Here is a 26,984-nt window from a genome sequence, read left to right as displayed (position 1 = left end):
GTGAAAGTAGGTCACTGCCAGGCTTCGAATCAGACCCTGTCCGAATGGACGGGGTTTTTTTATGCCTGTCATTTAGGATATCCCCCGCTGTTCCCTTTTGGATTGCCGATTTTTTTGCTAACCGATTTGCCCCCTCTATCCCTTTTTCTACCTCTATCTCTATCTTTATCTTTGAATCCATGACGGATGAATTGTTCCGTATTTTCCTTGTTTATTGATTGTTAGTCTTTGTGTTCTGCAGTGCCTTTCGTATTTTAGTTCTTTATCCTAAAGATTAGCTTGTTAGAGCTTCGAGCAACTTCTCTTATGATTTAAGTATTCCTGCATGCGGATATTGTCGAATAGATTTTGATCCTCTTAATTGGGTGACCATTTATTCTGTATTTTATCAATTCGTTCTGAATTTAGAATTAAATAACTATTTTGGCTAACCAAATTCTTTGTCTTAGTTCATTTTTATTGGATAAAGTGTGCTCAACTATGCATTTTGTATAAGATCTATCAGATATTTTCATCTATATGAGTTGATTAACATTTTTAAAATTGGTTAACCAATAGTATGAACATTACATTGTTATGGGAGATAGCAGAATGGATGTTCATTCTCATTTGGATAATCAGGTTGTCGAGCAGAGTGCACGACCAAAGCCTTTCGGTATGAAGGATAAGGTTGGTTATGCTCTAGGGGATTTAGCCAATAATCTTACGTTCGTTATATCTGCGGTGTTTCTTTTAAAGTTTTATACGGATGTGATGGGTATCTCGGCTGAGCTCGTAGGTTTAATGATGTTGCTGAGTAAGGTTGTTGATGCGTTTACTGATGTGACGATGGGGCAATTGGTCGATCGCAGTCAACCGAAAGCTAAGGGTAAGTTTTCGCCCTGGTTATTGCGCATGAGCGGTCCCATTGCTGTAGCTACCGTGTTGCTATTTCCTGTTTGGTTTACCCATATGCCAATGGGATTTAAAATCTTTTGGATGTTCTTCTCTTATCTTTTATGGGGAAGTGTCTGTTATACCGGGATTAATATTCCATATGGCTCGATGGCATCGGCTATCTCCAGCGATCCAATTGATCGTACGTCGTTGTCATCATGGCGCACAATTGGGGCAACTGTGGGAATTATGGTGGTTGGCGTTATTTTACCGCTGTTTGTGTTTTATAAAGAACCTAATGGCCATACGGTACTTTCATCAGAACATTTAGCGATTGGCGCGATTATATGCGCATTCCTCATGGTGGGCTGTTATCTTGGTTGTTATTTTATGTGTACCGAGCGAGTGAAAGTTAAAAAGTTAACCGTTAAATTTTCACTTACTAAACTGCTGTCGAGCCTGATTCATGATCGCGCTTTAATTGGCATTGTGCTTAGCTCTTTATTGTTGTTGGTTACACAACTTTCTTTAACCGGAACGGGAGCTTATATCTACCCTAATTATTTTGGTAATGTTTCGGCGTTTTCCATTGCGACTTTTTTGGGTGTTATTATTACCTTTGCCTTTACCCCGTTTGTAGTGAAGTTATCCCAGTGGTTTGGTAAAAAAGAGATCTCAGTTTTAAGCTCGCTTGTTAGCACTGTTTCGCTATTTGCTCTCTATTGGCTGCATACCCATAACATTTATGTTTGGTTTGTTTTCTACGCGATTGGCTATATTGGCATTGCCATTTTTACGTTGGTTTGTTGGGCGATGATAACCGATGTGATTGACGCCAATGAGCTTAGTACTCACCAACGAGAAGATGGCACAGTTTATTCGCTTTATTCGTTTTTTAGAAAAATAGGTCAGGCATTAGCTTCTGGGTTAACCGGGATTATGCTGTCAGTCGTTGGCTATTCATCTACCACAGCGTTTAGTCCAAACGTCGTTGATGGCATTTATGATATCACCTGCTTGATCCCGGCTGTCAGCTCTCTGGCCTTTGTCTTGGTACTCTGGTTTCTTTATCCATTGAATAAAAAAGCGGTTGCTCGCAATGTCGATGCGCTGCGTCGATTTCGCGCCAATAATGATGCGTGATAAGGATTTTTTATGATTTCAACATGTCAGTTTTTTAGTTCAGTATTAGCAACCAATGTGACCATCAATGTAGTGGTTCCGACCCCTGAAGGGGAGGAGCAGATCGTTGATGAAAATTTTGCGCGCAATTATCCCTATGAAAGTGGTTTTCCTGTTATCTACGTATTGCATGGTGCTTATGGTAATTGCCACTCTTGGGTTCGTTTTAGCAGTATTGAACGTTATGCGCAAAAGCATCGCTGTGTATTGGTGATGGCATCTGCTGAGAATAGCTTTTATCACAATGAGTTCTATGGCAATCGCTATTATGACTTTTTCGCTGATGAGCTGCCGCAGACGGCTGCGAATGTTTTTCCTATTTCAACTGAACGAGATAAGACATTTGTTGCTGGATTTTCGATGGGCGGTTATGGCGCTTGGCTTTTGGCACTTAAACATCCAGAGCGCTTTGCCAAAGCCGCCAGCCTATCAGGAGCTTTGGATTTAGCTTATCTATATGATTCTGTTCGATACGGTGGTGAAGATGGCCCGATAGGGTGGCGCCGCTTATTTAAAGATCCACAAAGTTTGCGTCAAAGCGATGCCGATCTAGTTAAATTGTATGACGATCTTAAATCTAGTGGCTGTGCTATTCCTGAACTTTATCAATCAATTGGTTTTGATGATCCGCTCTATGAGCTTAATCTTCAAATCAAAGATAAATTAACCCAGCGTCAAGCTCAGTTGGCATTTCACAGTGAGCCGGGCGGGCATAATTGGGAGTTTTGGGATAAAGATATTCAGCGTGTTTTGAACTGGATGCTTCCTTTGTAAACTCATATTAACTGATTGAAAATATCGGTATGTTAATTGCTAGTAGCTCTTTAAGAAAATTAGCTTTTTTAGAGGGCGAGCATGTTGGCTACTTCGCAAAATTCTCAACAGTGGTATGAGTATCTTGAACATGGCCGAGAGAAAACTTATCCTGCACATTCAATTATTTGCACGCCTAAACAGGAAGATAATCGCGTATTTGTGATGCGCTCCGGGCAGGCCAAAATTTGTCTCTATGGGGCGGCGCGTGAACAGACCCTCGGCTTTTTGGCTCCGCCTAGTCTGTATGTGACTCACACCCCTGTTTGGGTTGAGGCGATTACCGAATGCTCTATAAAAAGCTGGCCTATTCAACAAATTATGGAGTTGTTTAAGGCCGATCCGAGCTTGTCGATTCGAGTTATTAGTGAGATAGGCAAGCTGCTTTCACATGCAATTGAGATGATTGAAGACTTTGCTTTTCGTAATGTAGAAAGTCGTCTTGCTCGCTATCTGGTCTTTGAGTCTCAACGTTGTGGAGAAGGGGTAGTGCAACTGCCTGGGAATACCGAAACGCTAGCGAGCTTGCTTGGGACATCTCGTCAGACGCTCTCAACTATTTTGTCGCGAATGGCAAAACAAGGCTGGATCACTCGCGTCGATGCTAAGCATATTCAATTGCGTGATATCCAACAATTATCACAATTAGTTGATCCGCTGTCATCGAGCTGACAGTGCAACCTCTCATCTAATTGTAGGATGGGACTATATCCGATATCGATCTTTTAAGGCAGATAAATATGAATGAACCACAACTTGACCGTTATCAGAGCTTTTGCGGCATTGAGTGCGATAAAAAAGCAGATGAACTGGTAGGTCGATTAAAATCACAGCTAAATGAACTTGAACCGAATCATCCATGGCGTAGCTATTTCGAGCAAAAATTCGAAGAGCAAGCTAAGCATCATCAGGATAACCTGTATTATGTTGGCTCTCAGGTGAATGCTTTGTATAGCTATTTCGAAGAGATGGATGATGATGAAGGCACTGAGCTTTTAAGTGTTATTGAAGAGCAGTGCTGTTAAGTCCATTTACATCATTTTAAGAAAATGGTCGATAAATTATCGACCACCTCCTCAGATTCATTCCATCAGATTAGCTGTGCGTTAGCGCGTTTTGTATCGCTGTTTTTAAATGCCCGTCAGCTTGTTCTAAGTTTGTTTGTGCCTGTTCTACGTCTAGGCTTGTCATTGCCATTAAGATAGCGGTTTTCAACTGTCCATTAGCTGCCTTTAGTAGACTCTCGGCTTCGAGTTGAGTGCAATCAGTCAATTGCATCAAAATACGAAGTGAACGAGCTTTTAGCTTTAGGTTCGATGCTTTAAGGTCCACCATATAATTTTCATAGCATTTACCCATTCGCACCATGGCCGCCGTTGAGAGCATGTTGAGAATTAATTTTTGAGCCGTACCTGATTTAAGCCTCGTTGAACCGGCCAACACCTCTGGACCGACGACGGGCGTTAATGCCAACTGCGCTTCTTGGGCTATGGGGGAGTCTCTATTGCAACTAATCGCAATAGTGGTTGAGCCGATAGCATTCCCATATTCTAAAGCGCCGATGACATATGGGGTTCGGCCGCTGGCCGCAATACCGACGAGGGTATCGTTTGCGCTAAGTTTCAGTGCTTCTAGCTCTTCTTTGGCCAAGGTTGGCGAGTCTTCAGCCCCTTCTTGAGCCTTAAACATAGCCTCTTTGCCGCCAGCAATGAGTCCGATAACTTGCTGGTCACTGACGCCGAAAGTCGGTGGGCATTCGCTCGCATCTAAGACACCTAAGCGGCCGCTGGTACCAGCGCCGACATAAATCAAGCGGCCATTTTGTTGAAAGCTTTGGGTGATGAGATCAACCGCTTTTGCAACTTGCGGCAAAATATCAGCAATCGCCGTTGATACTTGCGCATCTTGCTGGTTCATCAACGTGACAATCGCGAGACTATCGAGCTCATCTAATTGCTTAGAAACTGGATTTTGTTGCTCAGAGGTCAGCGTCGCTAGCTCTTGAATGAGGTTTTCATTTTGCATTCGGTTCTCGTTTTATCGATTTATCGGTCAGCTTTGAATATGCCACCTAAGATAGCAGAGCGACTAGCCCCAGAGATATTCGGCATATTGATGGCAATGCCTTTTAAGCATTGTCGAGCAAGCCAGGCAAACGCCATGGCTTCCATATAATCTGAGTGAACCCCTCGTTTATCGGTGTTCATGACTTGCCACTGTGGTAATCGTGCTTGCAAGCGCTGCATTAGCGCTTTATTACGAGCACCACCACCGCATACAAGCAGCTCACCGGGTTGATTGGTTGGCAACTGGTCGGTAATGGTCATCGCAGTGAGCTCTAACAATGTTGCTTGCACATCTTCGCTCTTTTCGTGGTGACTCAGATGCGATAGCAACCATGCTAAATTAAAATGTTCTCGCCCAGTGCTCTTAGGCGGACGTTTAATGAAATAGTCATCCTGACGAAGTGCATCTAACAACTTGGGCAGAACTGTTCCGCTTTGCGCCCATTGGCCATCTTCATCCATTGCTAGTTGCCGACAATGATTTATCCAGCTATCGAGCAAGATATTTCCAGGGCCTGTGTCGTAGCCGCTCACGGGGCTATCGGCTTGTAGAATTGATATATTGGCAATGCCACCGATATTAAGAACGACCACTGTTTGCTCTTTTTGCCCAAACAACGCATGGTGAAAAGCCGGAACTAGTGGCGCGCCCTGACCGCCATAGGCTAAATCTTTACTGCGAAAATCACCAATGGTCGTGATGTGTGTTTGGGCGGCAATAAGGCTGGGATTATTTAATTGAATGCTATAGGGATAAGGCGGTTGTGGGTGATGTTGAACGGTTTGTCCATGGCAGCCAATCGCTTTAATAGTTTGTTTATTAAGGCCATTTTGTTCACACATATGGTTAATCGCATCACTATAACATTGGCTAAGCCAAGTTGTGGCATAACCGACTTGGCTAATAGGAAGCGCTTTATCAAGGGCTATTTCATGGAGTAATTCTCGCAGCTCTTCTGGAAATGTTTCATTCAAGCTGGCAACAAGCTTTGGTTGTGGCGCTGAAAAATCAACGGCAACCACATCGATTCCATCCAGACTGGTTCCCGACATAACACCAATATAAAGTTCAGATTGCGGCTTGGACATAACACTCCTAATCTTGCATGGCCTGTGTGAGATAAGTTATAGCGTAAAGCGCTCTGGCCGATGTTCACTTATTTTAGCAAATATCTGCTCTGAATCATTTGGCTAATTGTCATGTGAACTCTTGCCAATAAGACTTTCATAGATCTTCTTTTTAATCCAGCCTGCGCTTTGATTGTGCGTTGATTAATCAGCCTTTTCGGCGTAGATTTATTATTGTTTTTTAACAAAACAATAATATTTAAATAACTAAAAAAGCGATCGACCAAGGACGTGTCACAACGTCCTTTTAAGACACCTGTGCCATCACCTTGATCATTGCCAGATACCCACGAGGTCCGGACCCTTATTTCTTGATGTTTTAATGATTAGATCAAAGGAGCTATATGGCACTGTTAAGCGAAAAAGACCGTCAACTCATTGAACGGTTGAATGAAATTGTTGGCCATTCCCATGTTCTCACTAAAGATTCTGCTACCCGTCGTTATCGCAAAGGGTTTCGTTTTGGTGATGGTCCGGTTTTAGCCGTTGTTAAACCCGGTTCTCTTTATGAGCAGTGGCAAATCTTGCAAGCCTGTGTTGCAGCCGATGTGATTGTCATTACGCAGGCGGCCAATACCGGGTTAACGGGCGGCTCAACTCCAGATGGCGATGATTATGATCGGCCAATCGTGATTGTAAATGTAATGCGCATTAATCAAGTTCATCTGATTCAAAATGGCAAACAGGTGGTTTGCTTACCGGGCTCAACCCTTGATGAACTGGAAAAATTGCTGCGGCCATTGGGGCGTGAACCGCATTCTGTTATTGGCTCATCATGTCTTGGGGCTTCTGTACTTGGTGGAATTTGTAATAACTCCGGTGGTTCGCTGGTGCGTCGTGGGCCTGCATACACTGAGCTGGCAATCTTTGCTCAGCTTGAAGCCGATGGTCAGTTAAAGCTCGTTAACCACTTGGGGATTGAGCTTGGGGATGACCCTAAAACGATTCTTGAGCAGTTAGAAAAAGGGCAGTTCAAACACGTCCATAGTATGGAAAATGCCAAAGCCAGCGATAACGAATACCAAGAACATATTCGCGATGTCGATGCCAATAGTGCCGCTCGTTTTAACGCAGACCCTAGGCGGCTTTATGAAGCATCGGGTTGTGCTGGCAAATTGATGGTGTTTGCTGTTCGCCTAGATACTTTTGAAGCACAAAAAGAGAATCAGGTCTTTTATATCGGAACTAATGACCCTGATATTTTGGAAGATTTGCGCCGTGAGATGTTGGCTCATTTTAAATCGCTACCTATCTCTGGCGAATATATTCACCGTGACTGTTACGATATTGCCGAAAAATATGGCAAAGATACATTTTTAATGATCAACTGGTTAGGCACCGATAGATTACCATTTTTCTTTTCATTGAAAAGTCGCTTTGATGGATGGTGCGCGCAGCTTCCAGGATTGTCAGAAACGCTTAGTGATCGCATCTTACAAGCTTTAAGTCGATTATTCCCCAACCATCTGCCAAAACGGATGCAACAATATCGCCAGCGCTATGAGCATCATTTACTGCTAAAAATGGCCGGTGATGGCATTAATGAAGCGCGCCAATATTTAAAAGAGTTCTTTAAAGACCATGAAGGCGACTTTTTTGAATGCACGCCAGATGAAGGTAAAAAAGCCTTTTTACATCGTTTTGCGGCAGCTGGCGCTGCGGTGCGTTATCGGGCGGTGCATCCTGATACCGTGGAAGATATTGTAGCGCTAGATATCGCCTTAAAACGCAATGAGCGGCATTGGCAGGAACATCTGCCAGAAGATATCGATAAAGATATCTTGGTTAAACTCTATTATGGCCATTTTTTCTGCCATGTATTTCATCAGGATTATGTCATTCGAAAAGGTGCCAATTGCTTGGAATTAGAGCACAAAATGTGGGCGTTGCTTGATAAGCGTCAGGCTCAATATCCCGCTGAACATAATGTGGGGCATCTATATCCAGCCAAACCTGAGCAAGCTAAGTTTTACCAACAACTTGACCCATGTAATGAGTTTAATCCAGGAATTGGTCAAACCTCTAAATGCAAACATTGGCACTAGCATAGATTTATTTAACAGTGCTAAGTGTGTAGGGGATTATCTTAGTTTTGCTAGCTGATTGTCTACATATTAACTGATAGTCTGAATGCGTATATTGGATGAGTCTGCTGGGATTTCATTAAATCCCAGCTTAACCCTAGCTTGATGTAAGTGGAGTGACTCATGACGAAACGTCCTGTCCGACTGTCGTTGCTTTTCGCCGGTGCTGCGCTTAGCCTTGGCGTGGGAATGGCGAATGCTCAGCCAACCCGCACGCTCAATGGCACGACAATCTATAATCCTAAAAAAGCTGAAAATGGCTATGTGTTGTTTTCAACTCAAAATCAGCAAACTTACCTTATCGATATGAACGGTCATGAAGTTCATCAATGGCATGCCGAGGGATTTCCTGCTCGGCCAATTCCACCTTCGCTTGCTAATGGTCAGCGAGGCCATGTATTAGTTCAAACCGCTCGGGTTGTTAATCCTGTAGAGCAGGCGAACCCGGGAAATGGCATGCTGAATCAGACCATTGCCGAGCTTGATTGGCAAGGTAAAGCTCAGTGGCAATGGGGCAGTAAAGCGCACCCAGCTCATCAGCACCACGATCTTATCAAATTGGCTAATGGCCATATTTTGTCGCTTAACGCCAATCTAAGCCATTTAAAAGGTTTTAATAAACGCATCATCGATAATCAGGTTCAAGAAATTAATGCTGATGGCAAGGTTGTTTGGAGTTGGTCGGCGGCTAAACATCTCACTGATTTTGGCCTTTCTAAAGCACAACTCGCGGAGCTAAAAAAAGCGGGTGGTTATGATTTTTTACATATTAATACGGCAGCTCCATTAGGTCCAAATCGCTGGTATGACGCCGGAGATAAACGATTTGCACCAGATAATATTTTGATTAATTCTCGAAACGTCAATGTCGCGCTAATTATTGACCGGCACACAGGGAAAGTCGTTTGGCGGGTGGGGCCAAATTATCCGACAACGCAGTGGTCGGGCAAGGTTCCGCGGCCCTTGGATCAAATCATTGGCGAACATGATGTCCACATGATCCCGAAAGGGTTTCCTGGCGCTGGCAATTTATTGATTTTTGATAATCAAGGAAACGCCAGCTTGAGTGTGAAAAATCGTAGTATGTTCTCAGCCTCAAGGGTTATTGAGGTGAACCCCGTGACCAAGCAGATTGTTTGGCAATATGATGCCAGTCTCTCTCATCGAGCCATTTGGACCTTTTTTAGTGGTTTTATCAGCAGTGCTCAGCGACTTAAAAATGGCAATACACTGATAAGTGAAGGTCAGAGTGGGCGTCTATTTCAGGTGACACCAAAAGGTGAGATTGTCTGGGAGTATATCAATCCACATTATGGTTATTCATCAAAAGAAGATACCTATCAAACTAACTACGTATACCGTGCTTATCAGGTAAATTATGACTGGGCGCCAAAAGGTACGCCTCATACTCAGCACGCTATCGCGACCAAATGTGCAGCGGCTTACCCTTGTGGCGTAGATGCTTCAAAGCAGTAATTATTTTGCCGCAGGGATGCTGCAATTTTCACGATTAATCGATGCGGTTATGATTGTGTTGGAATGCCCGAGTGAAATTTAAATTCGCAATCCGGTGATAAAATAAGGCTCTTTTCCAATTGTCCAAAAAATTGGATTCGTTCACTGATATCCGTTTGTGCGACTTGTTTTGCAAGCGTTAGATAATCCTGATAATGACGAGCCTCAGAACGCAGTAATGATTGATAAAACTGGCTTAAATGCGGATTAATAAGTGGTGCTAGCGCTGCAAATCGCTCGCAAGAGCGCGCTTCAATATACGCCGCGCAGATAAGTTTATCGATTAATGTTTGGGGCTCGTGAGTTGTGACATGGCCAAGCAGCCCTTTAGCGTAGCGACTTGAGGTGATGTTCTGATATTTGATATCGAGCGCATCCATTACCTCAAGGACCTGATAAAAATGGTGTAGCTCTTCTTTAATCAATAGCACCATTTTATCGATAATCTCTTGAGCGTACGAATTGTCAGCTTTTGCCAGTAACTTTTTGCCTAACCGGTTAGGCTGATTAAGTTGTCGCCAATCGCCTGTGTGGTGATAAATAAAGTTTTCATAAGGTACAAGCCAGTCAAGTAGCTGTTCTTGGCTAGCTTTATCCACGCCGTAACGCCGGATAAAGTACATGCCCGATTGTGCAGCTTTTAGCTCACATACTAGGTGGTCAATGAGTAAGACAGGTAAATTAGCAGGTTTAAGGGCTTCATCAATCCATGCTCGTGGGGTGTTACAGTATAAAAAAGAGTGGATTGGTGCTAATAATTCAGAACTCATGACTATTGACTAATTAACTTATAAAGAGACATTGATCATACCTTGGCATGATTAACTTGCCCAGTATTGATGACAGAATGCGGTGTAGCTAAGAGATGTAAAAAAGCTGTTCAATCAACATTGAACAGCTTTTTTTGTATCTGATTTATTGGAAATATAGCGCAGAAGTTACCCTGTTAATTATTTTGCTGTGAATGTTGATAGTGTCTGCGAGCTTTATTGCCTTTAACTAATACAACGAATACGGTGACTAATGCAATAATTGCGGCAATGACAAATAGCGAACTGGCATCCACCGGAATTAAATCTAAAAATGAAGATAAAAACTGTCCCGAAAAAATAGCCATTGATAGATAAGCTAAGTTTCTTCCCCGTCGCACCGGCGCACTATATTCGACAGTCATATGGTTGACCAACGGAATAGATAAACCAAACCCACACCCCATAAAAATCGCTCCAACAATTAATACCGACAGGTTGGTGCTTTGCCAGAGAATTAAATGAGCGATGCAATAGCTAATAAAGGCAATAGCCAAGGTCACAACATCACCGAATTTGCGATTAATGCGAGGCATTTGCGAGGCAGAAATCACAGCAATAACTGAAATAAACGACAAGAAAAATCCGGTCTGGTTTTCCCTAATCCCTAAAGAGTGAAAATATTGAGGGATGGTAATGATGGCGCAAAAAAAGATAAGCTGTGAGAGTACTGCGCTGAAAAATACAAACTTAATCAGCGGCGTGATTTTGCGATCCGCTGATTTACTAACGGATTCTTTCTCTTGGCTTGAGGCACTTTTATTTGGGACAAAGGCCAAAATACAAATCAGACAAAGCCAAGCCACTAAATAGAGCAAAAAAGGCCATCGCCAGCCAATGGTTGCAAGCTGTCCACCAATGGCTAAAAAGAACACCCCTCCTAGTTCAATTGCCATCCCTTGCCGGGCGATGATTTTAAGCCGAGCGGAGCCTGTGTAAAAACTGGTTAACAGAGCCGTACCCGATGACATGACCATTGCCGTTGCGCCACCGAGCAGTAATCGGTCGGCAAAGATGATAATCATCCCATGTAAAAACATGCCACCGACACCTAATAGACCATATCCGAATAGGCCAATCAGCAATGTTTTATGAAGTCCTAATTTTTCAATACAACTGCCTGCCAGTGGACCGAATAAAACAACCCCTAAGGATGGCAACGTGATCAACCAGCTCGCAGCATGAGGAACTCCCAGTTGCGGGGCAATAGCGGGTAAGCCTGGGACAATTACACAACCCACCATAATGGTCAGGCAGGCAACTAACATCAAGGCAAATTGTCCAGGTGCTGATAACTGAGCGGATTGCTCGTTCATGATGACTCTCCTTAATCAGTCAACCTGTCGCGCGAGCTTATTGTTAGAAAATTCCTTTGAATACTCCAAATGCCGCTATAGAAAACTGACCGATAATCGCTGTCTTGAGCTTGAAACCAAGCAAGACCTTTTTATCGATACTATGTGCAATAGAATTATTCGTTTATTTGGCGACACGAGAGCGTTTCTAAAATAACAGAGCGTTAATTTAGGACTATCGGATTGACCTCCGATTGAAGTCTTAGGAACTTTAAAAAGCTACGCAGGCACAGGTTTAAAGTGATCTACATCACGTTCTATCTTAACAAGAATGCATCAAATGGCAACGGTTTCAGCCTGAATGAACCATTGCCATTATTTGCTGCATGCCTTAATTACTGCACGGAATAATTAAGCGCTATTTGCCGGCCTTTAAATTGTCGATAACGATTAAGCAGTAACAATCCCAGAAAATAAACCGAACCAATCACAGCAACTAGTGTTCCAGCTGCTATTTGTTTGGGATAAAGCCAGACTTGTCCGAGCCAGTCAGCCCATAACATTAACGTGACACCGCATAATGATGCGAGTAAAAACTGCAACGTCGGTTTTCTTGCCCCCAGCATCATTGCCATGTGCGGAGCGATAAGGCCGATAAATGCGATAGGGCCAAGGGTTGCGGTAATTAGTGCGCATAAAAGTGCAACAATCGTGAGTAAAATTAATGAAGTAAGCTCGACATTCAACCCCCTTGATGCAGCAAAGGAGCGGCTGATGGATAAAAGCGCAAGTGCTCGGCTTAAGCCAAAAGAGAGAATACTTAAAAGTAGAACACCAATCGCTAGTATCATTGCCTGATTAGGTGTCACTCGATAAGTCGAGCCGGTGAGCCATTGGACGATGATATCGCTGTCTTGACCGCCTTTAGCCAGACAAAATTGAACAAAGGCTTGTAACGTCGCACTGAGTGCAATCCCGGTTAAAATCAGTGTTGAAGGTGCGTATTTGTGGCGTCTTCCTAGTAAAATGAGAATGACTAAAACACTCAAGCTGCCTAATAGCGCATTGACCCAGTGTGCTTCTAATAATGATTGACCTAAAAACAAGCTGGCAAAAATAAGGGCAAAAGTCGCCCCGGATGAAATCCCTAAAAGCTCAGGGCTAGCAAGTGGGTTATAGACGAGGCGTTGTAAAATAGTGCCAGCGATGGCCAATCCAATCCCCACACTAATGGCGGTTAAGGCGCGAGGCCAGCGGATACTCCACTGATAAGAGCTCAACCAGCCGAAACTGGAACTTGCTGGTTGATAGCTTAAGTACAACGCGACAACCGCTAATAGCAGCAGCGCTAAAGCGCAGCAATTGATGAGGCTAATTTGCGATTTTGCCCCAGGCAGGGAAATCTGAAATGAGTCTTGAGCCTGATTTTTTTTACGCGCAAACCAGATAAGTGCAGGTGCTCCAATAGAGGCTGCTGTGACACCACTTGGGACCAACTGTCCAAAATAGCTCGAAGCGACTAGCGCCAGTTGGTCGGTGACTAACAACAATAGTGCGCCAAGAATGATGCTGGCATAGAGCTCCATTTTAGGCGTGCGGGCGCCTAGACTTCGGGCAAAATTTGGGGTTAATAATCCAATAAAGCCAATGAGACCCACTGCCGTAATCGATGCGCTCACCAAAAAGATCCCGGCGGTCAATAATACAAAAAACCAAGGTACAACCGCCAGCCCTCGTCCAGCAGCACCTTGTTGACCAAGCCGTAATAGCGTCAAGACTCTTGGGGCAAGATAAACAAGTGGTAGTGCAACAAGAAGTTTTGGCCACAGCCAACTTAGCCAATGCCAACCATTTTGTGATAGATCACCGGCTCCCCACATGAAAACATTCTGAGCATATTCGCGATTGAGCACAATCAGCGCGCTTGCCACCGCACCTAGCAAGATATTGACGACCATGCCTGAAATCACCACTGGTAAGCCGGTTAGGTTTTTAAGGCCAGTTAAGATAAGAATCAAGGTAAAGGCGAGCAGGGCACCAGCTAGAGCTGCTAGTGCGCTGTAGTTAGCCGAAGCGGCTGGGGCAAAAATGCTTAATACAACCAACGCACACCAAGCGCCAGATGAGGTTCCCAATGTGAGCGGTGAAGTCAGTGGATTTTGCGTTAATTGCTGCATGAGACTGCCAACCAAACCAAATACAGCCCCAATGACCAATGCCATGATGAGTCTTGGTAGACGAGCATCAATGAATTGGTAATCATCAAAGCTGTGAATTTGCCCTTGGGCCGTGATGAGTTGCCACTGCGTTTTAAGTGATAATGGTTGTTGCCATTGTAAAAATATAACGGCTAACAGGAGGGTCACAAGCACCAAGGCAATCAGGTGGTTACGTTTCATGATTGCGCTCCTTTGAGCAGACTATCGGTGATAGCATCAGCCATATATTTAAGTGACATTGCGCCGCCATAATTCCAGACCGCTCGCACGGGCAAAACATGATGTTGTTGTACCACCGGTAGCGCTTGCCAAAGGACTGATTTTTTTAAAGCCGATTCTTGGTAAAAAGGGCGCAAATACAAGACATATCCAGAGTGTAGATTTTTAAGATAAGTAATTGGTTTTTGAATGATTCCCCAGCGGGCATCGGGCTGGGTAAGCGCACCTTTAAGGCCAATTTGTTGCAGGACATAACTGATAATCGCATTCTCAGTTGGTAAAAAGATGGCCGTCGTGCTGGCAAAGCGAATCACACAGACTTGTGGTAACTTGCCATGAAAGTGCTTAAGCAGTTTTTCACGCAGCTCTTTAAAATGAGCATGAAGCTTTGTCAGCTTCTGCTTGGCAAGTTGCTCTTTACCAAACACGGTTGCCAGCTGTTGAAAGGTTTTTATCGCTATTTGAGCATGATTCTGGTCTTTGGCAAAATTGGTGTAGACCAATACAGGTGCCAGTCTTTCAAGCAGCGGCTTGAGATCTGTTTGTACTTCACTGATGAGAATGATATCCGGCTTGAGTGCCGCTATTGCTTCAAAATTAGGCTCATAACGAGTTCCAACGGACACACTCTGCTTGGGTGCTAGAGGTTTGGCAACCCAGGTGTTATAACCCGATTTATTAGTTACTCCAACCGGTGTGACTCCAAGTTCGATGACTTGTTCGATGAGATCCCAATCAAGTACCACGGCGCGTTTAGGAATCGCTTTAAGCTGATGAACGCCGAGACTATCAGTGACCTCAAAAGCGAATGCTTGATGGGCTAAGCCAAAACACAATATTAGAACAGCCCATAACCGCACAGGGCTTAACAACTTTACGGGCATACAATGGCAACCTTGGTAGCTTGTGCTGAATTTGACTGAGGATGATCAAGTAGCTTAATTGGCGTTTGGTAAAGATCGCTTAAGCGCTGCTCATCTTCAAGCAATTGAGCATCGCCGGCAAAAGCGATTTGGCCTTGTTTTAATGCGATAATATGGTCGGCATAACGCAGTGCTAAATTGAGGTCATGTAATATGGCAACAACGCCATATTGGTTATCGTGATTTAGCTCAAAGAGCAGTTCCATGAGTTGATACTGGTGTTGTATATCAAGTGCCGAGGTCGGTTCATCTAATAATAGCAAGGGGGATTGCTGCGCTAAGAGCATTGAGATCCAGGCGCGTTGTCTCTCGCCACCTGAGAGCTCATCGGCTAGCGTGTTGGCAAACCCATCGATTTTTGTTCGCTGCATGGCATTGTCGATAATCTGATAGTCTTCTTCCTTCCAACGACCCAGTGCGCCGCGCCAAGGGAATCGCCCTAATTTGACGAGCTCTTGAACCGTTAATCCGGCGCTATTGGGCAGTTTTTGCGGTAAAAAAGCGACGGCTTTTGCCAGCTCTTTGCTTTTATATTCGCTAACCGATTGTCCGTTAAGTGTAATTTGGCCTTGTTCGGGTGTTTGTTGACCGGATAACAGACTCATCATTGTCGATTTGCCGGAGCCATTGTGGCCTAAAATAACCGTGAACTTATCTGTAGGTATCGACAGATTTGGAACATCTAAAATGGCGCGATTACCACGGATGACTTTAATGTCAGACAACTTATACATAATGACTTCTTATAAAAATTGATCGGCTTGTGACTATCTAATTTTGTTAAATCTGCTGATTGATCCGGTACTGTCATCAATCTACTTGTTGGTAACGAGATTAATTATTATTTCCATTCTACTTGAGTTCAGCCATAAAATCAGCTCGCTTTAGTAATCTATTTTTTACTTAATAATGGAAGGTCGATTTATATATTTTTAATTTATTCAGTAGGTTATTTTTATTTGATATATTTAAAATATATTTTTTAGTTGCTCTAAGAGTTGCTAAGGGGCCAGTGATTCTCTCACCGAGTTTAAGGCCAATCACTCAAGACTAGCGCAATACTGTTTGATCTTGGCTGGCTACACCAGACAAGGTCCATGATCATTTAGCCTCAAGGTGTATAATTATTGATGCAGATCAGTTATTTTTCTTATATGTTGGTCAGTAGTGGTAAATATCACCTTCGATTATCGCTTTTTAGTTAGTCAAATTCGATGGACTGGCTGTTGATAGTGTAAGGAGCGTTGAATTTCTTAGTCTTAAAATTTTTTCGATTTATGCATCGTTTATTGGTTAAAAAGTAAATAACAGGATCAGCAATTTATGGCGCGCATTTTAGTGATTTTTGCCCACCCAGCTTTTCATAAAAGTTTAGCCAACCGATATTTAATCGATGCTATTAATTCTATGCAAGACGTGACGATTCGCGATCTTTATCAGCAATATCCCAACGGTTTTATCGATACATTGGCTGAACAATCAATTTTGTCCCAGCATGATATTTTAATTTTGCAACATCCTCTTTATTGGTACTCAGCGCCGGCCTTACTCAAAGAGTGGATGGATTTAGTTTTGACCCGCAGCTACGTTTACTCTGATTCAGAAAATCAATCTGCGAAGTTGACCCAAATGCTGCAAGTCGTCAGCTGCGGTGGCTCGTTAACCTCGTATCATCCCAATGGTTATAACCGTTATACCTTGCGCCAATTTTTATTGCCGTTTGAGCAGACGGCAACTTTATGTGGAATGCGTTATTTACCGCCATTTGTGATTGATGGCGTTCACAAACATGGTGACTCAGAACGCCTTAGCCAGTTTGCCAATCGTTATCGACATCTATTAGAGCAACTAAGAGAGGAATCATTGACTATTGATGAAAGCTGCCATTACCTTTCTCATCCAGAAGCGGAGGCCTAATGGAGCATTCGTTATGGTTTGATGCCTTCATCTATTTGGCTGCGGCGGTTTTATCGGTGCCAATCGCAACACGGTTAGGGTTGGGGTCGGTCTTAGGGTATCTCATTGCGGGAGCTATTATCGGCCCATATGTTTTGGGATTTGTGGGCGGTTCGCCAGATGTGATGCATTTTGCCGAGTTCGGCGTCGTCATTATGCTGTTCTTGATTGGGCTTGAATTAAAGCCATCGCGATTGTGGCGCCTTAAAAAATCAATCTTTTTTACCGGTGGCTTGCAAGTGGTGCTGACTTGCCTGGTGATTTGGTCTATTGGATTAGCTGCGGGATTATCTGGTCGGATGTCCATCGCTCTTGGGCTCATTTTATCGGTCTCTTCAACGGCCTTGGTGCTGCAGAGTTTACAAGAAAAAGGGCTCTTAAAAACGCCCGCCGGACGACACTCATTTTCAGTGTTATTGTTTCAAGATATTGCCGTTATTCCGATGTTGGCAGTGATCCCTTTCTTGGCTGTATCAAGTGCGATGGTGCACGTTGATTCATCGATTCCTGCTTGGTTACGGGTTAGTGAAATTGCCGCTGTGATTGGCGGAATTATTTTTGGCGGGCATTATTTATTGCGCCCTGTGTTTCGTATGGTTGCCCAATCCAATATGCGCGAGTTGTTTGTGGCTGCCGCACTTGCGCTGGTGGTTGGGATTGCTCAGGCAATGGATATGGTGGGGCTGTCGCCTGCTCTAGGTACATTTTTGGCTGGGGTAGTGTTAGCCGATAGCGAATATCGCCATGAGCTTGAAGCAGATGTTGAACCATTTAAAGGATTATTGCTGGGACTATTTTTTATCTCCGTTGGTGCCAATATTAACTTTAACTTACTTGCTCACCATGTTGGCATTATCAGTTTATTAGTGGTGTCGCTGGTGGTGATTAAGCTGGTGGTGCTGATTTTCATTGGCCTGTTATCTAAATTGCGCGGGGAAAACCTGGCAATATTCTCTTTGGCGTTGTCACAAAGTGGGGAATTTGGTTTTGTCTTAGTGTCGTTTGCCGGGAGCAGTTATGTCTTAAGTAAATCCGTTGTCGATATGACCACATTGGTGATTGCTCTTTCGATGGCCACGACTCCACTGTTGATGATGGCGGCTCAAGGTTGGTTATTTTCGCGGTTACATAAAAATCGCGCAGCAACACCAGAAAGCGATGTGACCGATGAGGGGAATCCGGTGATTATTGCCGGTTTCGGACGTTTTGGTCAGATAGTGGGGCGAATGCTCCATAGTAATCATATTGGTACGACAATCCTTGAGCATGATGCCAACCACATTAAGACGTTGGGACGTTTTGGTTTTAAAGTCTTTTATGGCAATGCGGCCAGAGCTGATTTATTAAGTGCTGCTGGTGCTGAAAATGCAAAATTGCTGATTGTGGCCGTTGATAACCCAGAGCGCACGCTTGAGATTGTGCGAATGGCGCGGCAAAACTTTCCTCATCTGATTATCTTAGCGCGAGCTGTCGACCGTCCGCATGCTTTAGAGCTGATGCGCTCTGGCGTTGATTATGTGCATCGAGAAACGTTGGGGTCTGGGGTTGCCATGGGGGTCGATGCCCTTGCAGAGCTTGGGTGGCGGGCCAATCAGGCTTATCGCATTGGTGAGTTTTTTAAATCTTACGACAATAAATTACTACGTGAGCAACTTTTAAAAGAGGATTACGACGGCGAATTCTTACGTCAAAGCCTGCGCTCTCAAGCCATGCTTGATAAGCTGCTCAACGATGATAGTCAAGTACCGAGTGAAGCTTATGAACAGGCTTGGGAAAGTTATGTCGGAGAGGATAAAAATTCGCAGACTCCGCAGATGCATCAAGCGCATAAACGCAATAAAAAGCAGCGCCAAGAGCGGATGAATAATCCGCTCGATTAGTGAATTATGCTTTAGTTTGGCGTACTCTCGATGCTATTTTTTCATCATCCTCTAAATATGGATGGAGAATATTAGCCAGCTTTTCTACATTATGACGAATAATGCCTGAGTCTTGCTCTAATAAGTCTGCTTCAACAATCTCATAATGCTTGGCTAATTTTTTATGGTTGGCGATTTTTACCGGCATAGAGCGCTGTTTACGGTAATTTTTTAGGGTTTCTTCACTAGCCGTTGCATTGTTGTAGATAATGCAATCGACAGACCGACCAATATAGTGCTCTAAAATAGACACAAATGATTCCAACGTGTAACCGTCTGTCTCACCAAATTTGGTCATAATGTTGCTGATATAAATAAGTTTAGCTGGGCTTTTTTGTAGGGCTTCACGCACGCCAGGAACCAGTAGATTCGGAATGATACTGGTATAGAGATCGCCCGGGCCTAAAATGACCGCTTTGACTTGTCGTAAACGTTCAATGACTCGCGGAAACACCGTGATTTGATCGCTGTGATGGGGCACTAAAAATACATTGGCTATTTTCTGGCGCTGATTCCCTCTGGGAACGTCAATTGCGCTTTCGCCAAAGATCTGTTCACCGTTGGTTAGCTGTGCCACGAGTGTCGATTTATCGGTGGTGACTGGTAAAATTTCGCCTCGTACATCAAGCAGTTGCGCTAATGCTTCAATGCCTGTTGAAAAAGATCCCGAATATTGACTCAGCATGGTCAGTAACATGTTGCCTGCACTATGGCCACGTAGCCGCTGGTTACCTGTAAAGCGTTTCAGTAACAATTTACGGGCCATATCACGATGGGGCGATAACGCTAAGATGCACTTTAAAATATCACCCGGTGGTAAAATACCTAGTTCATCGCGCAGCCTTCCGGTTGAACCGCCACTGTCTGTCATAGATACAATAGCACTGACGTCTAAATTTTCGGCATCACGCAGGGCGCTGAGTAACACAAATTGGCCACTGCCGCCGCCGATAGTGGCAATAGATCGATGAGCCGGATTAACAACGCGAGAATTCTGCAAAAATAGCTCCATTCATAAATAATTCAGAATATCTGTATTGTAGATTATTACGTTGTGACATCAATAGCTTGGTTAATTTTGCTATCGGGGTAATCAGCGCAATAACGTGTCATCTTCTTTAGTTATTTTTAGTCAGAGAACGCCCAATAAAGGCTGGCATAAACCAGCCTTTATTGATAAATGAATAGATGTTTGACGTCATTAATCGTTTGGTTGGGCTGCCAGTTTTGCTCTGATATAATCACTGTGCGCCAGGTAAACTAAATCTGCGATTTTACGGATTAACGCCTCTTCATGCGGGTCTAAATTGTTGTCAGCATAAGCAACTTGCCACAGAGCTAATATCATTTTATAGCGTTCTTCGTATTCGAGTTCTTTTACCAGACGGGTAAATTCATAAACGGAAACGGAATCTTCAGCGACTTTTTGTGCTTGAATGTAAAGTGCTCTTGATTCCTCCAGCGTTAATGATAATAATTGACTTAGCTGATGGTAAATGACGGATTGTTCTTCACCACTTTCGTTCGCATCAGCGGCACTAACCTGAATTAATAACGCTGCTGTAGCAAGCTTTAATTGTTCTTCTGGGCTTTGGGGGTGCTGTTCATCGCTTCCAAAAGCATTACGGATAAATTGTTGGAGTGATTCAAGCATTACAGATTCCTCATAGTTGGTCACAGAATTGTGGCAGAGTTAGCAGTTAAACCCAAATTTTTTATTTACAGGGCTTGAAAAATTCCCGTAAGGGACCATTTATATAGACAGTACCAAAATACTAAAACCACTATTTACTGCTTAACTCATTGTTTGTTAAGTCGTGAATGATAGCCACATCGAAGATGTTGTTATTTGAATATCGTTTTTTGTTACTCTCTTTTTATCGATATAAATAAGTGATTTGCTAATAACGATATTCGTTATTTGTTTTGGAGTATACTTAAATATATCTGTTACTTATTTTATCAATTACATATTGATTGGTTTAAAGATTCAATGACAAATACACCACGTACAAAATTAGACTGGTTGATTCGATTTCGTCGAGCCAAGACGCAGGAAACTCTCGATTTCATGCTAGAACGTGCTTTAGAACAACTTTCCACAACGACTGATAAAGCTGAAGCCATATTAGCTCATTCCGCTCGCCAAGATGAATTAGACTCTAGCCGCCGGGCTTTTTAATTTAGCAACATATTGATTGCTAATTGTCGATTATGAATGGCAATTAGAACATATTAGCTAAAGATAATATGCTGCTGAATATAGACTATGTTAATGCGGCATTTTTTCAGATCATCTTTCTTTATAGAAATTTACATTATATTAAATACTTGTATCGATAGATTTGTTTATTACAAACTAAAGAAGCATCTGAATAAATAGATAAAAATAAAGAATTAATAAACGCGGGAAATAGAATAGATATTAAGATGGTGCCGACTGCCGGAATCGAACTGGCGACCTACTGATTACAAGTCAGTTGCTCTACCTACTGAGCTAAGTCGGCGACGCTTAATGGAGCGCTATTAAACGGTTATTTTGCGATGATGTCAAACATCAAATCTAAAAAAATGCTGCTTGTGGCTATTTTTTGACATACAGTAAATGTATTGTCAGATGAATTGCTCAGATTGTCGGCAAACTTTGGATTGGCAGGACACCAGATCAATGATTGGTTAATTTAAAGGTGCTCTTAAAATGTTGCGTATTTTATTGTTATGCATCGGTTGGCTTTCTCTGGGGCTTGGGGTCATCGGGATTGTGTTGCCGCTGCTTCCTACCACGCCTTTTGTTTTGCTCTCGTGTGTCTGTTTTTCCAAAGCATCAAAACACTTTGAATCATGGCTACTGAATCATCGGTATTTCGGCACCATTATTACGAATTGGCGTAGCCACCGGGTTATTCCTAGTCGAGCAAAATGGTTAGCAGGTGCCATGCTGACTTTTTCTGCAATAACGCTTATTTTTGTTGAAATGCCATGGATAGGTCGAGTGATGACTTGGTGTATGTTAGCTGGGGTTTTCATCTTTATTATGACTCGGCGCTCCAAAATTGCGCAGCCAGAATGAAGTTTTATTCATTAAATTGACTAAACCTTATCCAATCAGCTTTTTTATATGGAAATTGCTCTTTACCTTTACCAATGTTTAGGTATACTACGCTGCGTCTTTAGGGGTGTAGTTCGAATTGGTAGAACAGCGGTCTCCAAAACCGACGGTTGGGGGTTCGAGTCCCTCCGCCCCTGCCAGATTTTAAAGGCCTGCTCATTGAGCAGGCTTTTTTGATCCGCTATGGTAACGTTTTGAGTCATGAAGAATCAGCCGATGCAACAACGTTCAATTGCTCTATTGCAACAGATGGGGATCCCCGTCTGGCTCTCTTGCAAGCGTGAAAATTCACTTACCTCAGTCCCATTATTGTGGGTTCATGATAACCCTGATGCGCTTAAAGCCTCACCTTTATGGCAAGGTGTTATTGTTGCAATTGGCGATAAAATCTCAGATATCGTTGTCGTAACTGCTGAACAATCGAGTCATTACTTAAGCCCAACGATTATTTGGACTTCAGAGCAGCCCCCTATGAGTGATGCCGATGTGAGTCGTTATATTTGGTCAGCACTATGTACGCAAGGCGCGCTAAAACGTCAATTTTGGCAGCAGATTTATCATGCCCTATTTAATTAAGCCTCTAGCGCGTGAGCAGCTAAATTCTATATTCGCTATCGAACAATCTGTTCAGCAACATCCTTGGAGCGTTAGCACGATTGAGCAAAGCTTCGGCGCACGCAGTAGTAATTTCGCTATCGAGCAACAGGGCCATCTTGCCGGTTATCTGTTTGCCCAAGTGATTGTTGATGAGGCAGAGTTATTAAACATTAGTGTTGGTAAAGACTATCAGCGCCAAGGGTTGGCAAAGGCATTGTTAACGGCCTGGTTTGAATATTTGCAAAAGAGCTCTGTGAGCCGCTGTTTATTAGAAGTACGAAAAAGTAACCTGGGTGCAATCGCACTTTATCAGCATTTAGGCTTTACTCTCGATGGTATTCGTAAAGACTATTATCCTTGTGTTAATGGCCGTGAAGATGCTTATCTAATGAGCCGAGTTATTTAATTTTTCCCATCCGCCATAGCTTTACGTTTTGCTATTTCAGTGACGCGCTGTAATGACAATTTGAGAGTGGTAATTGACAGTGGCATATGGTTGCCATTATCAATGCTATTTTTAGCGACCCAAATTTGATTCATTGGTAAGACTAAATGAGTTGAAACAGGGGGATGACGCTGATACTGAACAATCAATGCTGGTTGCATCCGAATTGGGTATTTTTTGGCAAAACGCTGGTGAACTTGATCAAGGTCGATGGTGTAGCGAACTTTGATATAGTTACGTGTGAAGTGGATAAAATCGGCATTGTTGATAATATTTTTTTCGAAATCTTTACAGATTTGGCAGGCTTTGCGCCGAAAATAAAAAAGAATAGGGCGGTTTTGCTGCTGGGAAATAGCCAAAGCTTGGCGATAGCCTTCATCTTCAAAATACCAGCCGTCACTGGCACTCACGCCATAGCTTTTCACATGAAAAACGTAAATATAACCACAGGCTAAAATAGCCACTAAAGCGGCTAAGGTTGCCAGCGACCAGGAACGGACTTTATTTCGTGAGACTTTCATAACTATCCCATTGAATTCTTTCACCATCCTCATCTTAGTATAGAGTGTAAATGGATGTTTGCTTTGGATCTTAAAAGGCGAGTCGCATCACCTAAATGCTCGGGCTGTTGATTGCTTACGCTTGGCATTTATCTTGGATTATCAGCACGATTATAAAAGAAGGAAATTTGTATATAGCATAAAAGAATAATAAATCTCTTGAATGAGAATAATTTTCATTTATATTGGTTGGATAATTTGTTCTTTTCTCAATTGATTCATTCTTAGGAGTTTCTCTTCATGCGCCATTCGATGAAGCTACTGTTGGTTATATGTAGCTGTTTAATTTCATGGGCTAGTTTTGCCAGTACTTACCCTTTAACGGTCACCGATATGGCGGGCCGCAAAGTAACAATTCAATCCGAGCCACAACGAATTGTGTTGCAAGATGGCCGTGACTTGATGATGTTGGCCCTTTTGGACCGCCAAAATCCGTTTAAACGTATCGTCGCTTGGAATAACCTGATTAAGCGTCATGACCGAGGAACTTGGAAGCCATTAGTAAAACAGTGGCCTGCGGGTGACAAAATTCTGGATATGAATTTTGGGGATAGCGGTAATTTAAATATCGAAGAGGTTATCACGCATCAGCCACAACTTTTGGTTGCAGAATTACGCGCAAAACCGGCGCTGGAACAATCTGGTGTGATTAAAAAATTAGCGAAGGTCAACGTGCCAGTTGTGTTTGTTGATACCGGCGTTCACCCTGTTAAAAATGCGCCTAAAAGTGTGGCATTACTGGGCGAAATTTTAAATAAACAGAGCAATGCTAAAGCGTATGTCGATTTTTATAAGAGTCATCTAGCCAAAGTTAAACAGCTCTCCCAGCAGGCAATTAAAGCCAATGGTGGCAAACGCATTCGAGTCTTTATGGAAGCGCATGCTGGTGCTAAAGGGCCTAATGATTGCTGCTTTACTCATAATCACTTTGGTTGGGGCCCTCAAATTGCCGCAGCTGGTGGAGAGAATGTCGGTGGCGAGCTGTTAAAAGGTCCAACTGGCGTTATTTCAATGGAAAAAGTACTCGAAATGCAGCCTGATGTTTATGTCATGAGTGGTGCTGATTTCGGGCCTGATTCATTAGCCTTACCTTTGGGTGGTGTTGTTTCCGCGCAGCGTGTCCATAAAGCATTTGTTGGATTATTAAATCGCCCTGGCTTTAAACAGCTCAATGCTTATAAAAATCATCGCGTTTATGGCATCTACCATCAGTTTTATAACCATGCGTATAACATCGTCTCTATTGAAGGGTTAGCCAAAGATTTTTATCCCAAAGCCTTTAAAAATATTGACCCGACCCAGACTTACCACACTATTTTGAGTCGCTTTACAGATATTAAAATTGGTGATGTGACTTTGTTTGCTCATGCAAAATATAAGTAAGTAGGACATGTAGATTTAGCCATGACTGATAGCGTTATTTCGCCGCAACCAGAGTGTTGCGGCGCTGTTGTTTATAAACACGACGTTCGCCGCAAGCTACTCTGGGTGATAAGTTTTACCTTGTTGGCCGTTCTTGCGGCGGTGACCGATGTGTTGTGTGGGTCTGGAACCTTACCTTGGAAAGTCGCGCTCAATGGGATTTTTCACCCCGATCAGGTGTCAGCCATGGTACGGGTGGTTATTTGGGATCTGCGCATGCCAGTTACCTTAACCGCTGTACTTGCTGGCATTGGTTTGGCATTGGCAGGTTCGCTGATGCAAACGGTGTTAGATAACCCATTGGCGGAGCCCTTCACGTTAGGAATTTCGGCTGCTGCAGGCTTTGGGGCTGCATTAGTTATCGTGTTTCAGACGGCTCTAATTAGCTGGTTACCAGTGGATTATCTGTTAACCGCCAATGCTTTTATTTTCTCTTTGGCAACGGTGTTGTTCATCGGTATCTTTGCTTCGCGTTGTGGTTTGTCGGTTGAGATGATTGTGATGCTGGGGATTGCGGTGCACTTTATCTTTTCGGCATTGCTGGGATTGGCGCAGTATCTAGCCGATGTCAATCAGTTGCAGTCTTTAGTATTTTGGATGATGGGGTCTTTGCAAAAAAGTAACTGGACTCAAGTCGGTATTAACACTGCCATTATTGCAGTGATTATTCCGATTCTATTGTTCTTATCTTGGCAGATTTCGGCGCTACGTGGTTTTGGTGAACAAGCGCAAGTGTTGGGGATCCCGGTTGCTAAGCTGCGGATGTTGCTGCTGATTTTTTCTGCATTAATGGCCAGCGCCATTACTGCAACCATTGGGGTGGTTGGCTTTATTGGTTTGGTCGCCCCCCACGTAGCTCGCATGCTGGTTGGCGAAGATCAGCGATTTACCCAGATTATGACAATGGTTGTTGGCGCTTTGCTCATGACGGTTGCATCGATTGTCAGCAAGATGCTGATTCCCGGCGTTATTTTACCTATCGGAATGGTGACATCTTTATTGGGGGTTCCATTCTTTTTATGGTTGATTTTGGGCCGACGGGTGCGGAGAAATTAAATGCTTGAAGTTCATGATTTAAGCGTCACGATTGGACGCACTGAAATTTTAAAGCCCACCAGCTTTTCTCTTGAAAATGGTCACTCTTTAGCATTATTGGGGCGCAATGGTGCAGGTAAATCAACGCTGGTGAAAGCTTTAGCGGGGATGTTGAAATACCGCGGCAGCGTTCAATTAGATGGCCAAGTTTTAGATAAAGTCAGCTATAAAGAGCGCAGCCAACTGATTGGATATATGGCGCAGGACTTTGCAGCTAATTCGGTGCGCTTGACCGTATTTGAACTGTTGCTGATGGCGCAAAATAGCCATAATATGCGCTTTTCTGCCTCGAGTGAAAGCATTGACCAAGCTCAGCGGATGCTCTCAACTCTTGGCATTGAAAGTTTAAGTGAGCGAATGAGCGATGAGATGTCAGGAGGGCAGCGCCAGAAAGTGGCTCTTGCATTAGCGCTCATTCGAAAACCTCAATTATTGCTGCTTGATGAGCCAACCTCTGCGCTTGATTTAGCCAACCAGTTGCAGTTACTCGAGCGAGTGTCTGATTACACCCATCAGCAGGGTATTTGTACTTTGATGGTCTTACATGATCTTAACTTGGCACACCGTTATGCAGATCAGACGATTATCCTTGAGTCGGGGCAAATTAGTGCCAAAGGGCAAACCGAGCAGGTGCTAACCGCCGAACAGATTGCGAAAAGTTATGGCGTTCATTGTGAGATTTTTGTCGGCTCTGATGGTTCTCGCAGTATTCATCCGCTCAGTGCGCTTGTGAATGTCTAGACATCAGCGGC

General features: G+C 43.4%; 25 protein-coding genes and 2 tRNA genes. 16 read left to right on the top strand and 11 right to left on the bottom strand.

All coding sequences use genetic code 11. The features are described from left to right. Window positions 1–591: 591 nt before the first annotated feature. From ABTQ23_RS19115 to cowN, 4 genes are all read left to right on the top strand, one after another. Complete coding sequence (locus tag ABTQ23_RS19115; RefSeq protein WP_408617361.1) at window positions 592–2,019, top strand: MFS transporter; 1,428 nt, start codon at window positions 592–594, stop codon at window positions 2,017–2,019. Window positions 2,020–2,031: 12 nt separating this feature from the next. After that, on the top strand, window positions 2,032–2,832 hold the full coding sequence (locus tag ABTQ23_RS19110) for an alpha/beta hydrolase (protein WP_408617360.1): 801 nt from the start codon (window positions 2,032–2,034) through the stop codon (window positions 2,830–2,832). A gap of 81 nt (window positions 2,833–2,913) precedes the next feature. Continuing rightward, window positions 2,914–3,543 (top strand): Crp/Fnr family transcriptional regulator, encoded by a 630-nt coding sequence (locus ABTQ23_RS19105; protein ID WP_408617359.1) that lies wholly within the window; start codon window positions 2,914–2,916, stop codon window positions 3,541–3,543. A 68-nt stretch (window positions 3,544–3,611) separates the two neighbouring features. Then, a complete protein-coding gene (cowN, locus tag ABTQ23_RS19100) occupies window positions 3,612–3,896 on the top strand; it encodes a N(2)-fixation sustaining protein CowN (RefSeq protein WP_408617358.1) in 285 nt (94 codons plus the stop codon). A 70-nt stretch (window positions 3,897–3,966) separates the two neighbouring features. On the opposite strand, the gene murQ is transcribed toward cowN, so the two are convergent. Beyond that, a complete protein-coding gene (gene murQ, locus ABTQ23_RS19095) occupies window positions 3,967–4,896 on the bottom strand; it encodes an N-acetylmuramic acid 6-phosphate etherase (protein ID WP_408617357.1) in 930 nt (309 codons plus the stop codon). A gap of 20 nt (window positions 4,897–4,916) precedes the next feature. Continuing rightward, window positions 4,917–6,026: an anhydro-N-acetylmuramic acid kinase gene (locus ABTQ23_RS19090; RefSeq protein ID WP_408617356.1), complete on the bottom strand. Its 1,110-nt coding sequence runs from the start codon at window positions 6,024–6,026 to the stop codon at window positions 4,917–4,919. Window positions 6,027–6,409: 383 nt separating this feature from the next. Between ABTQ23_RS19090 and dld the strand changes: the two genes are divergently transcribed. Together dld and ABTQ23_RS19080 are read left to right on the top strand one after the other, a co-directional pair. Beyond that, entirely contained in the window at window positions 6,410–8,110 is a 1,701-nt protein-coding gene (gene dld, locus ABTQ23_RS19085; protein ID WP_408617355.1) for a D-lactate dehydrogenase, read from the top strand. Window positions 8,111–8,272: 162 nt separating this feature from the next. After that, window positions 8,273–9,625, top strand: coding sequence for an aryl-sulfate sulfotransferase (locus ABTQ23_RS19080; RefSeq protein WP_408617354.1), 1,353 nt, complete (start codon window positions 8,273–8,275; stop codon window positions 9,623–9,625). A 47-nt stretch (window positions 9,626–9,672) separates the two neighbouring features. Here the strand turns inward: ABTQ23_RS19080 and miaE are convergent, their stop codons facing one another. The 5 genes from miaE to ABTQ23_RS19055 form a co-directional block, all read right to left on the bottom strand. Then, on the bottom strand, window positions 9,673–10,434 hold the full coding sequence (gene miaE, locus ABTQ23_RS19075) for a tRNA isopentenyl-2-thiomethyl-A-37 hydroxylase MiaE (protein WP_408617353.1): 762 nt from the start codon (window positions 10,432–10,434) through the stop codon (window positions 9,673–9,675). Between the two features lie 176 nt (window positions 10,435–10,610). Next, window positions 10,611–11,789 (bottom strand): MFS transporter, encoded by a 1,179-nt coding sequence (locus ABTQ23_RS19070; protein WP_408617352.1) that lies wholly within the window; start codon window positions 11,787–11,789, stop codon window positions 10,611–10,613. 374 nt (window positions 11,790–12,163) lie between these two features. Further along, window positions 12,164–14,167, bottom strand: a complete 2,004-nt coding sequence (gene fhuB / locus ABTQ23_RS19065) for a Fe(3+)-hydroxamate ABC transporter permease FhuB (protein WP_408617351.1) — start codon at window positions 14,165–14,167, stop codon at window positions 12,164–12,166. Next, complete coding sequence (locus ABTQ23_RS19060) at window positions 14,164–15,090, bottom strand: ABC transporter substrate-binding protein (protein WP_408617350.1); 927 nt, start codon at window positions 15,088–15,090, stop codon at window positions 14,164–14,166. The genes fhuB and ABTQ23_RS19060 overlap by 4 nt, the downstream gene beginning before the upstream one ends. Continuing rightward, window positions 15,081–15,863 carry an ABC transporter ATP-binding protein gene (locus ABTQ23_RS19055; RefSeq protein ID WP_408617349.1) on the bottom strand — a complete coding sequence of 261 codons (783 nt, stop codon included), beginning with the start codon at window positions 15,861–15,863 and terminating at the stop codon, window positions 15,081–15,083. The genes ABTQ23_RS19060 and ABTQ23_RS19055 overlap by 10 nt, the downstream gene beginning before the upstream one ends. 589 nt (window positions 15,864–16,452) lie before the next feature. On the opposite strand from ABTQ23_RS19055, the gene ABTQ23_RS19050 reads away from it, so the two are divergent. Next, a complete protein-coding gene (locus tag ABTQ23_RS19050; RefSeq protein ID WP_408617348.1) occupies window positions 16,453–17,046 on the top strand; it encodes an NAD(P)H-dependent oxidoreductase in 594 nt (197 codons plus the stop codon). After that, window positions 17,046–18,965 (top strand): monovalent cation:proton antiporter-2 (CPA2) family protein, encoded by a 1,920-nt coding sequence (locus tag ABTQ23_RS19045; protein WP_408617347.1) that lies wholly within the window; start codon window positions 17,046–17,048, stop codon window positions 18,963–18,965. The genes ABTQ23_RS19050 and ABTQ23_RS19045 overlap by 1 nt, the downstream gene beginning before the upstream one ends. Before the next feature lie 4 nt (window positions 18,966–18,969). On the opposite strand, the gene ABTQ23_RS19040 is transcribed toward ABTQ23_RS19045, so the two are convergent. Together ABTQ23_RS19040 and ABTQ23_RS19035 are read right to left on the bottom strand one after the other, a co-directional pair. Then, window positions 18,970–20,004 carry a gluconeogenesis factor YvcK family protein gene (locus ABTQ23_RS19040; RefSeq protein WP_408617346.1) on the bottom strand — a complete coding sequence of 345 codons (1,035 nt, stop codon included), beginning with the start codon at window positions 20,002–20,004 and terminating at the stop codon, window positions 18,970–18,972. A gap of 201 nt (window positions 20,005–20,205) precedes the next feature. Beyond that, window positions 20,206–20,658 (bottom strand): tellurite resistance TerB family protein, encoded by a 453-nt coding sequence (locus ABTQ23_RS19035; protein WP_408617345.1) that lies wholly within the window; start codon window positions 20,656–20,658, stop codon window positions 20,206–20,208. Window positions 20,659–20,997: 339 nt separating this feature from the next. On the opposite strand from ABTQ23_RS19035, the gene ABTQ23_RS19030 reads away from it, so the two are divergent. Continuing rightward, entirely contained in the window at window positions 20,998–21,186 is a 189-nt protein-coding gene (locus tag ABTQ23_RS19030) for a hypothetical protein (protein WP_408617344.1), read from the top strand. 249 nt (window positions 21,187–21,435) lie between these two features. On the opposite strand, the gene ABTQ23_RS19025 is transcribed toward ABTQ23_RS19030, so the two are convergent. Beyond that, window positions 21,436–21,511 (bottom strand) — tRNA-Thr (locus ABTQ23_RS19025). A 191-nt stretch (window positions 21,512–21,702) separates the two neighbouring features. Between ABTQ23_RS19025 and ABTQ23_RS19020 the strand changes: the two genes are divergently transcribed. The 4 genes from ABTQ23_RS19020 (at window position 21,703) to rimI (ending at window position 23,116) form a co-directional block, all read left to right on the top strand. Further along, window positions 21,703–22,074 (top strand): YbaN family protein, encoded by a 372-nt coding sequence (locus ABTQ23_RS19020; protein ID WP_408617343.1) that lies wholly within the window; start codon window positions 21,703–21,705, stop codon window positions 22,072–22,074. Window positions 22,075–22,176: 102 nt separating this feature from the next. After that, a tRNA-Trp gene (locus ABTQ23_RS19015) sits at window positions 22,177–22,253 on the top strand. Between the two features lie 76 nt (window positions 22,254–22,329). Beyond that, window positions 22,330–22,689, top strand: a complete 360-nt coding sequence (locus ABTQ23_RS19010) for a DNA polymerase III subunit psi (RefSeq protein WP_408617342.1) — start codon at window positions 22,330–22,332, stop codon at window positions 22,687–22,689. Next, entirely contained in the window at window positions 22,673–23,116 is a 444-nt protein-coding gene (gene rimI / locus ABTQ23_RS19005) for a ribosomal protein S18-alanine N-acetyltransferase (protein ID WP_408617341.1), read from the top strand. The genes ABTQ23_RS19010 and rimI overlap by 17 nt, the downstream gene beginning before the upstream one ends. Here rimI and ABTQ23_RS19000 read toward each other — a convergent pair. Continuing rightward, complete coding sequence (locus ABTQ23_RS19000) at window positions 23,113–23,676, bottom strand: thioredoxin fold domain-containing protein (RefSeq protein ID WP_408617340.1); 564 nt, start codon at window positions 23,674–23,676, stop codon at window positions 23,113–23,115. The genes rimI and ABTQ23_RS19000 overlap by 4 nt on opposite strands. 279 nt (window positions 23,677–23,955) lie before the next feature. Here ABTQ23_RS19000 and ABTQ23_RS18995 point away from each other — a divergent pair, with 279 nt between their 5' ends. The 3 genes from ABTQ23_RS18995 to ABTQ23_RS18985 are packed head-to-tail and all read left to right on the top strand — an operon-like array spanning window position 23,956 to window position 26,973. Continuing rightward, complete coding sequence (locus ABTQ23_RS18995; protein WP_408617339.1) at window positions 23,956–25,098, top strand: ABC transporter substrate-binding protein; 1,143 nt, start codon at window positions 23,956–23,958, stop codon at window positions 25,096–25,098. A 21-nt stretch (window positions 25,099–25,119) separates the two neighbouring features. Beyond that, the gene (locus tag ABTQ23_RS18990) at window positions 25,120–26,193 is read left to right on the top strand and encodes a FecCD family ABC transporter permease (RefSeq protein ID WP_408617338.1); all 1,074 of its coding nucleotides are present in this window, start codon (window positions 25,120–25,122) and stop codon (window positions 26,191–26,193) included. After that, a complete protein-coding gene (locus ABTQ23_RS18985) occupies window positions 26,194–26,973 on the top strand; it encodes an ABC transporter ATP-binding protein (RefSeq protein WP_408617337.1) in 780 nt (259 codons plus the stop codon). It begins immediately after the preceding gene. Window positions 26,974–26,984: the final 11 nt, after the last annotated feature.

Origin of the sequence: Celerinatantimonas sediminis (assembly GCF_046054195.1) — a bacterium.
Lineage (GTDB): Bacteria > Pseudomonadota > Gammaproteobacteria > Enterobacterales > Celerinatantimonadaceae > Celerinatantimonas.
This window is presented reverse-complemented; position numbering and strand designations above follow the sequence as displayed.

Coding starts and splice junctions, on each gene's coding strand:
- rimI (WP_408617341.1), top strand. CDS start 22,673: ATGCCCTATTTAATTAAGCCTCTAGCGCGTGAGCAGCTAAATTCTATA.
- ABTQ23_RS19090 (WP_408617356.1), bottom strand. CDS start 6,026: ATGTCCAAGCCGCAATCTGAACTTTATATTGGTGTTATGTCGGGAACC.
- ABTQ23_RS18985 (WP_408617337.1), top strand. CDS start 26,194: ATGCTTGAAGTTCATGATTTAAGCGTCACGATTGGACGCACTGAAATT.
- dld (WP_408617355.1), top strand. CDS start 6,410: ATGGCACTGTTAAGCGAAAAAGACCGTCAACTCATTGAACGGTTGAAT.
- ABTQ23_RS19055 (WP_408617349.1), bottom strand. CDS start 15,863: ATGTATAAGTTGTCTGACATTAAAGTCATCCGTGGTAATCGCGCCATT.
- ABTQ23_RS18990 (WP_408617338.1), top strand. CDS start 25,120: ATGACTGATAGCGTTATTTCGCCGCAACCAGAGTGTTGCGGCGCTGTT.
- ABTQ23_RS19045 (WP_408617347.1), top strand. CDS start 17,046: ATGGAGCATTCGTTATGGTTTGATGCCTTCATCTATTTGGCTGCGGCG.
- fhuB (WP_408617351.1), bottom strand. CDS start 14,167: ATGAAACGTAACCACCTGATTGCCTTGGTGCTTGTGACCCTCCTGTTA.
- miaE (WP_408617353.1), bottom strand. CDS start 10,434: ATGAGTTCTGAATTATTAGCACCAATCCACTCTTTTTTATACTGTAAC.
- ABTQ23_RS19115 (WP_408617361.1), top strand. CDS start 592: ATGGATGTTCATTCTCATTTGGATAATCAGGTTGTCGAGCAGAGTGCA.
- ABTQ23_RS19020 (WP_408617343.1), top strand. CDS start 21,703: ATGTTGCGTATTTTATTGTTATGCATCGGTTGGCTTTCTCTGGGGCTT.
- ABTQ23_RS19010 (WP_408617342.1), top strand. CDS start 22,330: ATGCAACAACGTTCAATTGCTCTATTGCAACAGATGGGGATCCCCGTC.
- murQ (WP_408617357.1), bottom strand. CDS start 4,896: ATGCAAAATGAAAACCTCATTCAAGAGCTAGCGACGCTGACCTCTGAG.
- ABTQ23_RS19050 (WP_408617348.1), top strand. CDS start 16,453: ATGGCGCGCATTTTAGTGATTTTTGCCCACCCAGCTTTTCATAAAAGT.
- ABTQ23_RS19070 (WP_408617352.1), bottom strand. CDS start 11,789: ATGAACGAGCAATCCGCTCAGTTATCAGCACCTGGACAATTTGCCTTG.
- ABTQ23_RS19035 (WP_408617345.1), bottom strand. CDS start 20,658: ATGCTTGAATCACTCCAACAATTTATCCGTAATGCTTTTGGAAGCGAT.
- ABTQ23_RS19000 (WP_408617340.1), bottom strand. CDS start 23,676: ATGAAAGTCTCACGAAATAAAGTCCGTTCCTGGTCGCTGGCAACCTTA.
- ABTQ23_RS19110 (WP_408617360.1), top strand. CDS start 2,032: ATGATTTCAACATGTCAGTTTTTTAGTTCAGTATTAGCAACCAATGTG.
- ABTQ23_RS18995 (WP_408617339.1), top strand. CDS start 23,956: ATGCGCCATTCGATGAAGCTACTGTTGGTTATATGTAGCTGTTTAATT.
- cowN (WP_408617358.1), top strand. CDS start 3,612: ATGAATGAACCACAACTTGACCGTTATCAGAGCTTTTGCGGCATTGAG.
- ABTQ23_RS19105 (WP_408617359.1), top strand. CDS start 2,914: ATGTTGGCTACTTCGCAAAATTCTCAACAGTGGTATGAGTATCTTGAA.
- ABTQ23_RS19060 (WP_408617350.1), bottom strand. CDS start 15,090: ATGCCCGTAAAGTTGTTAAGCCCTGTGCGGTTATGGGCTGTTCTAATA.
- ABTQ23_RS19080 (WP_408617354.1), top strand. CDS start 8,273: ATGACGAAACGTCCTGTCCGACTGTCGTTGCTTTTCGCCGGTGCTGCG.
- ABTQ23_RS19030 (WP_408617344.1), top strand. CDS start 20,998: ATGACAAATACACCACGTACAAAATTAGACTGGTTGATTCGATTTCGT.